Annotated in this window: 1 protein-coding gene (cut by a window edge); it reads left to right on the plus strand. The window is 72.2% G+C overall.

Features of this window, described 5'->3' with window-relative positions; genetic code table 11:
• Nucleotides 1–13,228, plus strand: the 5' portion of a protein-coding gene (locus YIM_RS40145) for a type I polyketide synthase (protein WP_228004316.1). The gene runs 4,568 nt beyond the window's last position; only the first 13,228 of its 17,796 coding nucleotides appear in the window; it begins with the start codon at nucleotides 1–3; its stop codon lies off the right edge, out of view.

Consider the following 13,228-nt stretch of genomic DNA (forward strand, 5'->3'; position numbering starts at 1 on the left):
GTGAACGAGATCGCGATCGTCGGACTTTCCTGCCGCCTGCCGCAGGCCCCCGACCCCCGGCGCTTCTGGGCGCTGCTGCGGGACGGGGTGGACGCGATCACCACCATGCCCGGTGACCGCTGGGACAGTGACACGCCGGTGCCGCCGGGCGCCGAACGCGGCGGTTTCCTGGACCGGGTGGCCGATTTCGACGCGGCGTTCTTCGGCATCTCGCCGCGGGAAGCGGCGATCATGGACCCCCAGCAGCGGCTGGTGCTGGAGCTGGCGTGGGAGGCGCTGGAGGACGCGGGCATCGTGCCCGCCACCCTGCGCGACGCGGACGCCGGCGTTTTCGTCGGCTCCATCGGCAGCGACTACGGCACGCTCATGCAGCGCGCGGGCCTGATCAACCAGCACACCATCACCGGCACCAACCGCGGCATCATCGCGAACCGCGTGTCGTACGCGCTGGGCCTGCGCGGGCCGTCGGTGGCGGTCGACACCGCGCAGTCGTCGTCGCTCGTCGCGGTGCACCTGGCCTGCGAAAGCCTGCGCAACGGGGAATCCTCGATCGCGCTCGCCGGTGGGGTGAACCTGAACCTGGCACCGGAAAGCACGCTGACCGCGGCCCGGTTCGGCGGCCTTTCGCCGAGCGGACGGGCCTACACCTTCGACGCCCGCGCGGACGGGTACGTGCGTGGTGAGGGCGGCGGGCTCGTGGTGCTCAAGCCGCTGGCGCGGGCGCTCGCCGACGGTGACCCGGTCTACGCGGTCATCCGGGGTGGCGCGGTCAACAACGACGGCGCCACCGACGGGCTCACCGTGCCGAACGCCCTGGCGCAGGAAGCGTTGCTGCGTAAGGCTTACTCGGACGCGCGGGTGCTGCCGTCCTACCTCGAACTGCACGGCACGGGCACGCGCGTCGGTGACCCGATCGAGGCGCGCGCGCTCAACGCGGCCTTCGGTGCGCACCGGCTGCGCGTCGGCTCGGCGAAAACGAACGTCGGTCACCTGGAGGGCGCGGCGGGCATCGTCGGGCTGCTGAAGGTCGCGCTGAGCATCCACCACCGCGAGCTGCCGCCGAGCCTGAACTTCGCCACGCCCAACCCGGACATCGACTTCGAACACCTTGCGGTGCAACAGGAACTCGAGGAGTGGCCGGGGCCGCGCGTCGCCGGGGTGAGTTCGTTCGGCATGGGTGGCACGAACTGCCACCTGGTGCTCACCGCGGCACCGGAACGTCCACACCGGATTTCCTCGACTCCCGGTGTGGTGCCGATGTTGTTGTCGGCGAAGTCGTTGGCGGGCTTGCGGGCGCAGGCGGATCGGCTCGCTTCGTTCGTCACCGATCAGCACCTCGGTGATCTCGGTTTTTCCTTGGCGCGGACTCGCGCTCAGCACGAACACCGGGCCGTGGTGCTCGCTTCGTCTTTGGAAGAATTGCGCGATAATCTGGCGACGCTGCGGCCGGGAGTGGCCGGACAGGCGAAGGTCGCGTTCCTTTTCCCGGGTCAGGGAAGCCAGCGCGCCGGAGCCGGGCGCGAACTTTACGAGCGTTATCCGGTTTTCGCCACGGCCGTCGACGAAATCTGCGCGCACTTCGACTACCACCTGGACCGGCCGCTGCGCGAGATCATGTTTTCCGAGGCGGAAGCACTCGGGCAGACGCGATACACCCAGCCCGCGTTGTTCACTCTCGGCGTCGCTTTATACCGGCTCGCCGAATCCTGGGGACTACGGCCTGATCTGCTGCTGGGCCATTCGATCGGCGAACTCGCCGCGGCGCACGTCGCCGGAGTGCTCACCCTGCCCGGCGCGTGCTCACTGGTTGCCGCGCGCGGCAGGCTGATGCAGTCCGTGACGGCCCACGGCGCGATGGTTTCGTTCAAGGGCACCGAAGCCGAGGTTCGTGCGCTGCTCACCGACGGCGTGGACGTCGCGGCGATCAACGGCCCCGATTCCGTGGTTCTTTCGGGCGATCACGACACCGTCCTGGAACTGGCCCAGACCTGGAAGGCTCAGGGCCGCAAAGCCAAGCAACTGCGGGTGAGCCACGCTTTCCACTCGCCGCACATGGAATCCATTCTGGCCGAATTCCGCGAACTCGCCTCCGCGCTCAATTTCGCGCCCACCACCCTGCCGATCGTATCGAACCTCACCGGCGAACTCGCCACCACCGAGCAATTGTGTTCCCCGGACTATTGGGCCTCACACATCCGGCACGCCGTGCGATTCGCCGATGGCGTGCGTTTCCTCGCCGATGCCGGGGTGACCAATTTTGTCGAACTCGGCCCGGATCCCGTGCTCGCCGGAATGGCCCGCGACACGGCGTCCGAAATCACGATGGCGTCCATGCTGCGCGAGGGCCGCAGCGAAGAGCGCACCTTTCTCAACGCGCTCGCTTCCGCGCACAACTCGGGCGCCAGGGTCGATTGGTCGCAGGCATTCGGCGAGGCGCAGCGGATCAGCCTGCCCACCTATGCCTTCCAGCGGGAACGCCACTGGTTCGGGGAAACCACGCGGCTGAAGGCCGACACGCCGTCGTCGCCGTGGGCAGATCGCCTCGACGGGCTGAGCGAAGCCGAGCAGGAGGACGTGCTGCTCGACCTCGTCCGCACCTCGGTCGCCGCGGTGCTCGGGCACAGCAGCGCCGACGCGGTCGAGATCGGGCACACGTTCAAGGAACTCGGCTTCGACTCGCTGACCGCCGTCGAACTGCGGGATCAGCTCAGCGCGGCCACGGGATTGAACCTGCCCGGCGCGTTGATCTACCACCACCCCACCGCGACCGCGCTCGCGCGCCACCTGCGCGCCGAACTGCTGGACGCCCCTTCGACCACGGTTGCCACGGTCGGGGCCGTGTCCGACGAGCCGATCGCGATCGTCGCGATGGGCTGCCGGTTCCCCGGCGGCATCACCACGCCCGACGAGCTGTGGCAACTGGTCGCCGACGGCGTGGACGCGATCACCGAGTTCCCCGACAACCGCGGCTGGGACCTCGACGGCCTCTACGACCCGGACCCCGACCAGCCCGGCCGCTCCTACACCCGGCACGGCGGTTTCCTGCACGACGCCGACGCCTTCGACCCGGCCTTCTTCGGCATCAACGCCCGCGAGGCGGCCGCGATGGACCCACAGCAACGGCTGCTGCTGGAGACTTCGTGGGAGGCGATCGAGCGCGCGGGCATCGACCCGGCTTCACTGCACGGCAGCGGCACCGGGGTTTTTGTCGGCGCGATGTCGCAGGACTACGGGCCGCGCCTGCACGAGGGCACCGAGGGCGGCGGCTACCTGCTCACCGGCAACACCACCAGCGTCGCGTCCGGGCGCATCGCATACACGTTCGGCTTCGGCGGCCCGGCGGTCACCGTGGACACCGCGTGCTCGTCGTCGCTGGTCGCGCTGCACCTGGCCGCGCAGGCGCTGCGGCACGGCGAATGCTCGCTGGCGCTGGCCGGCGGCGCGACGGTGATGGCCTCGCCGGGCATGTTCGTCGAGTTCAGCCGCCAGCGCGGGCTGTCCGTCGACGGCCGCTGCAAGGCGTTCGCCGCGGGCGCGGACGGCACCGGCTGGGCCGAGGGCGCCGGCATGGTCCTGCTCGAACGCCTCTCCGACGCCCGGCGAAACGGGCATCCGGTGCTGGCGGTGATCCGGGGTTCGGCGATCAACCAGGACGGCGCGTCCAACGGGCTCACCGCGCCGAACGGCCCGTCGCAGGAACGCGTCATCCGGTCGGCGCTGGCCATGGCCGGGCTCGAACCGGCCGACGTGGACGCCGTGGAGGCGCACGGCACGGGCACCGCGCTCGGCGACCCGATCGAGGCGGACGCCCTGCTCGCGACCTACGGCCGGGACCGTTCGGAGCCGCTGCTGCTCGGGTCGTTCAAGTCGAACATCGGGCACACGCAGGCCGCGGCCGGGGTCGGCGGTGTGGTCAAGATGGTGATGGCGATGCGGCACGGCGTGCTGCCGAAGACGCTGCACGTCGACGAGCCGTCGCCGCACGTGGACTGGTCCGCGGGCGCGGTCGAGCTGCTGACCTCGCCGGTCGAGTGGCGGCGGGACCGGCCGTTGCGGGCGGGGGTGTCCTCGTTCGGGATCAGCGGCACGAACGCGCACGTGATCCTGGAGCAGGCGCCAGAGGAGTCGGTGGTTCCCGCCTCGGACGCTGCTCCGGACAGGACGATCCCGTGGCTGCTGTCGGCCAAGACCGAGGGCGCGCTGCGGGCCCAGGCCGCTCGGCTGCTGGACCACTCCGGTGGCACGCCCGCGGAAATCGGCTTCTCACTGGCGACCACGCGGCCCTCGCTCGAGCGTCGCGCGGTCGTGCTCGGCGACTCCGAAGACGAACTGCGCGCGAACCTGGCAGCGCTGGCAGAGGGCTCGGATTCCGCGCTGGCCATCGTGGACAGTTTACGCACGACCGGTCGGATGGTTTTTGTTTTCCCTGGTCAGGGCTCACAGTGGGCGGGTATGGGGCTCGATCTGCTCGACACCGCGCCCGTGTTCCGTGACCAATTGCTCGCCTGCGCCGACGCCCTCGCGCCGCACACCGACTGGTCCCTGCTCGACGCCCTGCGCGGCGAAGGCCTCGATCGGGTCGACGTGGTGCAGCCCGTGCTGTGGGCGGTGATGGTCTCGCTCGCCGCACTGTGGCGCTCGGTCGGCGTGCGGCCGGACGCGGTGATCGGTCACTCCCAGGGCGAGATCGCCGCCGCCTACGTGGCCGGGGCGCTCTCACTGGAGGACTCCGCGCGCATCGTCGCGCTCCGCAGCAAGGCGATCGTCGCGCTGGCGGGCACGGGCGGCATGGTCTCCGTGCCGCTGCCCGCGGCCGACACCGAACGGCTGCTCACCCGCTGGCCCGGCCGCATCCACATCGCCGCGGTCAACGGCCCCACCTCGACGGTGGTCGCCGGTGAGCCGGGAGCGCTGGGCGAACTGCTCGCCGACGAGCAGGTGCGCGCCCGCCGAATCCCGGTGGACTACGCGTCGCACACCCCGCACGTGGAGGCCATCCGCGACGAGCTGCTCGACGTGCTCGCCGGGATCACTCCGCGCGCCGCCGACATCGCCTTCTACTCCACGGTCACCGGCGACGTGATCGACACCGCGGAGCTGGACACCGCCTACTGGTACCGCAACCTGCGCCAGCCGGTGCTGTTCGAGCAGGCCACTCGCGCGCTCGCCGCCGCCGGGCACCGGGTCTTCGTCGAGACGAGCGCGCACCCGGTGCTCACCAACGGGCTCGGCGAGACGCTGGACGACGCGGGCGTGGTCACCGGCACGCTGCGCCGGGACGACGGCGGCTGGGACCGCTTCCTCAAGTCGGCGGCGCGCCTGCACACCACGGGCACGCGCATCGACTGGGGTTCGCTGTTCGCCCCCGGCACGCGCACGGTCGAGCTGCCGACCTACGCGTTCCAGCGGCAGCGGTACTGGCTGGACGTCCCGGCCCCGACCGGCGACCCGGCCGCGTCCGGACTGGACGCCGCCGAGCATCCGCTGCTCGGTGCCGCGGTCACCCTGGCCGAGGAGAACCGGCTCGTGCTGACCGGCAGGTTGTCCCTGCGCACGCACCCGTGGCTGGCCGACCACGCCGTGCGGGGCACCGTCATGCTGCCGGGCACCGCGTTCGTCGAACTCGCCGTACAAGCCGCTGACCAGGCCGGATACACATCCCTTCGCGAACTCACCCTCCACGCGCCCCTGCTTTTGCCCGCAGAAGACGGGGTGCGGATCCAGGTGGTGGCCGATGGGGAAGAGGTCCGGATCTACTCCCGCGCCGGTGAGGTGTGGACGCTGCACGCGACCGGTGCGCTCGGCAGCGAGGCCGGTGAACTCGCGCCGTTGAGCGCGGAGTGGCCGCCCGCCGGAGCCTCGCCGGTCGACCTCGAAGACATCTACGACCGGCTCGCCGAGCGCGGTTACGACTACGGCCCGTCCTTCCGCGGCCTGCGGTCGGCGTGGCGGCTCGGCACCGAGGTCTACGCCGAGGTCCGGCTGCCCGAGCCCGACGGCGCGGCGGACTTCGCGTTGCACCCGGCTCTGCTCGACGCCGCGCTGCACGCGGTGGTCGGGCTGGTGCCGCTGTCCGGCGGTGACGGTGAGATCCCGCTGCCGTTCCACTGGGACGGCGTCAGAATCGGCGCGGCGGGTGCCGCCGCGCTGCGTGTCCGCGTTGCCCCCCACGGCGCGGACAGGGTGGCACTCGCACTGGCGGACTCCTCGGGATTGCCAGTGGCGTCGGTTGATTCCCTGCTGCTGCGGCCGATGTCAGCCGAGCTGCTCGCCAGCGCGAGTGCCACCCCCCTCGAATCGCTGTACGAGGTGGCCTGGACCGAGGTCGCGGGCGCGACCACCGAGCCGGCCCAGGTCGTCTCCTTCGGCGGCGGCGACGTGCACGCGGTCACGGCCGCGGCCCTCGATGCGATCCAGGCGCACCTGAGCGAGGAGGACAGCGCACCACTCGTGGTCGTGACCAAGGGCGCGGTCGCGACCCGGCCCGGCGAGGACGTCCCCGACCTCGGCGCGGCTGCGGTCTGGGGCTTGGTCCGTTCCGCGCAGACCGAGCACCCCGGCCGATTCATCCTGGTGGACACCGACGGTTCGGCTCCCGTGCTGGTGACCGGGGAGCCGCAGTCGGCCGTGCGATCGGGCCGCCCACTCGCCCCACGACTCGCGCGAACCACGGTCAAAGCCGCCGCGGAAACCACCCCCGACCAGGTAGCCGCGGTCCCGGCTCGCACTGTTTTCCATCCCGAGGGCACTGTGTTGATCACTGGCGGCACCGGGGTGCTCGGCGCGCTGGTCGCCCGTCATCTTGTGCATCGGCACGGGGTGCGGCGCCTGGTGTTGACGAGTCGGCGCGGGCACGCGCCCGAGTTGCGCGAAGAACTCAGCGCGGCGGGTGCCGAGGTGACCATCGTCGCGTGTGACGCCGCTGATCGCGAAGCGCTCGAGTCGGTGCTCGACGGCATCCCCGAACTCACCGCGGTGTTCCACACGGCGGGCGTGCTGGACGACTCTGTGATCACTGCTCTCGATTCGGAGCGGCTGTCCTCGGTTCTGCGTCCGAAGGTCGACGCCGCGTGGCACCTCCACGAACTCACCCGCGAACGCGACCTCGCCGCCTTTGTGCTGTTCTCCTCGGTCACCGCCACCATCGGCAGCCCTGGCCAGGCCAACTACGCCGCCGCCAACGCCTTTCTCGACGGGCTCGCGCACCACCGCCACGCCCACGGCCTGCCCGCGACCAGCCTCGCCTGGGGGCTGTGGGCCGAGAGCAGCGGCCTGACCAGCTCGATGAGCGCGGGCGACCGCGCCAGGATGGCCCGCACCGGCATCGCTCCCCTGCCCACCGAACAGGGCCTGGCCCTGCTGGACGCCGCACTCGCCGACGACCGGCCCGCGCTCGTCCCGGCGAAGCTCGACCTGAGTTCGGCCACGCTGCCGAGCCTGTTCCACGGCCTGCGCCGCCCGTCGCGACGACGCGTCGAGGACCAGCCGGACACCGCCGACACCTGGACTCAGCGCATGCTCGCGCTTTCGCCCGCGGAACGCGGTCGCGCGGTGACCGAGCTGGTCCGCGCGCAGGTCGCCGTGGTGCTCGGGCTCGACGCCAACGCCACCATCGAGCAGGCGCGGGCGTTCAAGGAACTCGGCTTCGACTCGCTCACCGCGGTCGAGCTGCGCAACCGGCTCAACACCGCGACCGGCCTCCGGCTGCCGACCACGATGGTGTTCGACCACCCGAGCCCGGCCGCCCTGACCGAGTTCCTGCGCACCGAACTCGACGGCGGCACAACCGCCGAAGCCAAGCCCGCGGTCGGGAGCACGCCTCCTGGCACCGACGAGCCGATCGCCATCGTCGCGATGGCCTGCCGTTATCCCGGTGGTGTGCGCACCCCGGAGGACCTGTGGCGGCTGGTCGAGACCGGTACCGACGCGATCGCCGAATTCCCCGGCGACCGCGGCTGGGACCTCGAGCACCTCTTCCACCCCGACCCCGAGCACGGCGGCACCTCGTACGCCAAGCACGGCGGCTTCCTCTACGAAGCCGCGGACTTCGACGCCGAGTTCTTCGGCATCAGCCCGCGTGAGGCGACCGCGACCGACCCGCAGCAGCGGCTCCTGCTGGAGACCGCGTGGGAAGCCTTCGAACGCGCCGGCGTCTCCCCCGACGAGCTGCGCGGCAGCGACACCGGCGTGTTCGCGGGCGTGATGTACGACGACTACGGCACCCGGCTGGGCACCGCGCCCGACGGATACGAGGGTCACCTGCTCACCGGCAACACCACCAGCGTCGCCTCCGGCCGCATCGCCTACACCTTCGGGCTGGAGGGTCCGGCCGTCACCATCGACACCGCGTGCTCCTCGTCGCTGGTCGCCATGCACCTGGCGAGCCAGGCCCTGCGCCGGGGCGAGTGCTCGCTGGCGCTGGCCGGTGGGGTCACCGTGATGGCGACGCCGAACGTGTTCGTCGAGTTCAGCCGCCAGCGCGGGCTGTCCGCCGACGGCCGGTGCAAGCCGTTCGCCGCGGCCGCCGACGGCACCGGCTGGTCCGAGGGCGTGGGCCTGGTCCTGCTCGAACGGCTCTCCGACGCCCGGCGAAACGGCCGCCGGATCCTCGGTGTGCTGCGGGGCTCGGCCATCAACCAGGACGGCGCGTCGAACGGGCTGACTTCGCCGAACGGGCCGTCTCAGCAGCGCGTGATCCGGCAGGCGCTGGCCAACGCGGGACTGCGGCCGTCCGAGGTGGACGCCGTCGAGGCGCACGGCACCGGCACCACGCTCGGCGACCCGATCGAGGCGCAGGCACTGCTCGCCACCTACGGACAACAGCGGGAAACCCCGCTCCACCTCGGCTCGGTCAAGTCCAACATCGGGCACACGCAGGCCGCTGCCGGGGTCGCCGGCGTGATCAAGATGGTGGAGGCGATGCGGCACGGCGTGCTGCCGAAGACACTGCACGTCGACGAGCCCTCGCCACACGTGGACTGGTCCGCGGGCGCGGTCGAGCTGCTGACCTCGCCGCTCGAGTGGGATCGCGACCGGCCGCGCCGCGCGGCGGTGTCCGCGTTCGGCATCAGCGGCACGAACGCGCACGTGATCCTGGAGCAGGCACCGCCCGACGACCACCGGCCGGAGCCCGCGGGCATCGTGCCGTGGGCGGTGTCGGCGGTCAGCGAGCAGGCGTTGCGCGAGCAGGCGCGGCAGTTGCGAGCGCGCGTGGCCGACCTGCCCGAGCCGGACCTCGGTGGAATCGGCGCGGCGCTGGCCCGGCGCGCGGTGTTGCCGCATCGCGCGGTGGTCCTCGCGGCGGACCGGGAGGACTTCCTGCTCGGCCTGGACTCGATCGTTGCCGGGGAGCCCGCATCCAACGCGGCGCTGGGCTCCGCGGACGCACCCGGCAAAAAGGTTTTCGTGTTTCCCGGCCAGGGTTCGCAGTGGGCGGGCATGGCGCTCGACCTGCTCGACACCGCGCCCGTGTTCCGCGACCAGCTCCAGTCCTGCGCCGACGCGCTCGCGCCCCACATCGACTGGTCCCTGCTCGACGCCCTGCGCGGCGAAGGCCTCGACCGGGTCGACGTGGTGCAGCCCGCGCTCTGGGCGGTGATGATCTCGCTCGCCGCGTTGTGGCGGTCGATGGGCGTCGAACCGGATGCCGTCGCCGGGCACTCGCAAGGGGAGATCGCCGCCGCGTACGTGGCCGGGGCGCTCTCGCTGGAGGACTCCGCGCGCGTCGTCGCGCTCCGGAGCAGGGCGATCAGGGAGATCGCCGGACTCGGGGGCATGGTCTCGGTGCCGCTGGCCGCCGACGCCACCGAAGCGCTGCTGATGGGCCGCGACGGACTCGGCATCGCGGCGGTCAACGGCCCGGCGTCCACGGTGGTCTCCGGTGACGTGACCGCGCTGGACCAGCTGCTCGCCGACTGCGAAGGCAGCGACATCCGCGCCCGCCGCATCCCGGTGGACTACGCGTCGCACTCGGCGCACGTGGAGGCGATCCGCGAGCAGGTACTCGCCGACCTGGCCCCGATCGCGCCGCGCACCTCGGACATCACCTTCTACTCCACGGTCACCGGCGAGCCGATCGACACCGCCGAGCTGGACGCCGCCTACTGGTACCGCAACCTGCGCCAGACCGTGCTGTTCGAACCGGCCACCCGGCGCCTAGCCGCCGACGGGTACCGCGTTTTCATCGAGTCGAGCGCGCATCCCGTGCTGACCGTCGGGCTCCAGGGCACGCTCGACGCACTGGAAACCGACGCACTGGTGACCGGCTCCCTGCGCCGGGACGAAGGCTGGGCGCGGTTCCTCGACTCGACGGCGCGGGTCCACGTCCGCGGCACCGCCGTGCGCTGGGACTTCTACGGTGTCCGCCCGGCCGAGCTGCCGACCTACGCCTTCCAACGGCAGCGGTTCTGGCTGGACGCCCCGGCGCGGACCGGCGACGTGACCGCCGCGGGCCTCGACACGACCGGGCACCCGCTGCTCGGCGCGACCATGGACCTGGCCGACGGCGCGCTCGTGCTCACCGGCCGCCCGAACCTGCGTGCGCTGCCGTGGCTCGCGGACCACCGCGTGTTCGACACCGTGCTGCTGCCGGGTGCCGCGTTCACCGAACTCGCCCTCGAAGCGGGCAGGCTCGCCGGGTGCGAACAGCTCGCCGAGCTGACCTTGCACGCGCCGCTGGTCCTTACTGAAGAGAGCACGCGACAGCTGCGGGTCACCGTCGGCGAACCGCACGACGACGGCCGGCGGCCGATCGAGATCCACTCGCGAGCAGACCGCGAGCCCTGGGTCCGGCACGCCGCGGGCCAGCTCGGCAACGCGGCGGACGAGCAGGCCGAGCCGGCACCGTTCGTGGCGTGGCCGCCGGAGCGGGCCGAGGTGATCGAGCCGTCCGAGCTGTACGAGAAGCTGGCATTGCGCGGTTACGACTACGGCCCCGCGTTCCAGGGCGTGGTCGCCGCCTGGCGGGACGGGGACGAGCTGTTCGCCGAGGTTCGGCTGCCGGAGGGCCTCCCGGCGCAGGCGTTCGGCCTGCACCCGGCGTTGCTCGACGCCGCGCTGCACACCGTGGCGCTGGCCGCGGACGGGGCGGCGGCCGGGCAGGTCATGCTGCCGTTCTCGTGGTCCGGCGTCTCCCGGTTCACCACCGGCGCGACCGCCCTGCGTGTGCACGTGACCAGGCGGCACGACACCTTCACCCTGCGGACCGCCACGCCCGACGGCACGCCGGTGCTCACCGTGGACGCGCTCGTGACCAGGCCGATCGACGCGAGCAGGCTCCGCTCCGGTGCCGAGCGCGAGCTGTACGCGCTGGAGTGGACGCGGCTCGAACCCGGCACCGAACCGGCACCCGAGTACGAGGTCGTCGACTGCCCGCCGGGTGAGCACGGCGTGCCCGCGAACACGCACGAGGTCGTGACCGGCCTGCTCACGAAGCTGCAGGAGTGGCTCGCCGGAGACAACACAGACCACACCTCGAAGCTCGTCGTACTTACCCGTGGCGCGGTCGCGCTGCCCGGCGAGCCCGTCGAGGACCTGGCGGGCGCGGCCGTGTGGGGGCTCGTGCGCTCGGCGCAGACCGAGCACCCCGGCCGGTTCGTGCTCGCCGACGTGCGGGACGCCACTCGGGACGCGCTCGACACCGCGCTCGCGTCCGGCGAACCGCAGCTGGTCGTGCGCGGGGACACCGCCTACGTGCCGCGCTTGGCGAAGGCGCAGCCGGAACGGCCCCAGCTCGGCGACTCCGTGCTGATCACCGGCGGCACCGGTGTGCTCGGCAGCAGACTCGCCCGGCACCTGGTGACCACGCACGGCGTGCGGCACCTCGTGCTGACCAGTCGCCGCGGTCCCGACGCGCCCGGAGCCGCCGAGCTGAGGTCCGAACTGACCGCGCTCGGCGCCGAAGTCGAGATCGCGAGCTGCGACGCGGCCGACCGCGAAGCCCTCGCCGCCCTGCTCGACGGCCTCCCCGGCCTGACCGCCGTTGTGCACGCGGCCGGTGCGCTCGACGACTCCGTGATCACTGCTCTCTCTTCGGAGCACCTGCTCACGGTGTTGCCGCCCAAGGTGGACGCCGCCTGGAACCTGCACGAGCTGACGCAGGATCGCGACCTGTCGGCGTTCATCCTGTTCTCCTCGGTGGCCGGTACCGCGGGCACCGCCGGGCAGGCGGGGTACGCCGCCGCCAACGCCTTCCTCGACGCGCTCGCCGCCCACCGCCAGGACCTCGGCCTCCCTGGCACCAGCTTGGCCTGGGGTTACTGGGCGGAAGAGACCGGCATGACCGGCCACCTCACCGAGGCCGACCGCCTCCGCCTCGCGCAGAGCGGCTTCGCCCCGATGGACACCGCCGAGGGCCTCGCCCTGTTCGACTCCGTCCACCACGGCGTGCGCGTGCCCGCCCACCTCGACCTGGCCGCCCTGCGCGCCCGGGCTGCCGGCGGCACGCTGCCGCCGCTGTTCGCCGGACTCGTCCGCGCCCCGGCCCGCCGGGTCACCACCGGACTGGCCGACCGCCTGTCCGGCGCCGACCCCGCCGAGCAGCTCAAGCTCCTGACCGAGCTGGTCCGCACGCACGCCGCCGCCGTACTCGGGCACTCGGGTGCCCAGCAGGTCCCGGCCGAACGCGCGTTCAAGGACCTCGGCTTCGACTCGCTCACCTCGGTCGAGCTGCGCAACCGGCTCAGCGACGCGACGAGCACCCGCCTGCCCGCGACCCTGGTGTTCGACCACCCGACCCCGCAGGGCGTCGCCGTCTTCCTGCGCGACCGGCTGGGCGGCACCCGCACCACAAAAGCGCGGGCGAAGGCGGCCACCGGGCACAACGAGCCGATCGCCATCGTCGCGATGGCCTGCCGGTTCCCCGGCGGCGTCCGGTCACCGGAGGACCTGTGGCGCCTGGTCGACGAGGGCACCGACGCGATCTCCGAGTTCCCGGACAACCGCGGCTGGGAACTGGACCGCCTGTACGACCCCGACCCCGACGCGCAGGGCACCTCGTACGTGCGGCACGGCGGTTTCCTGCACGACGCCGACGAGTTCGACCCCGAGTTCTTCGGCATCAGCCCGCGCGAAGCCTCGGCCACCGACCCGCAACAGCGGCTCCTGCTCGAAACCGCGTGGGAGACCTTCGAGCGCGCCGGGATCGATCCGGGCACCCTGCGCGGCAGTGACACCGGCGTATTCGCCGGGATCATGTACGACGACTACGCCTCGCGACTGCTGAAGAGTC

This window comes from Amycolatopsis sp. YIM 10, from assembly GCF_009429145.1.
Lineage (GTDB): Bacteria > Actinomycetota > Actinomycetes > Mycobacteriales > Pseudonocardiaceae > Amycolatopsis.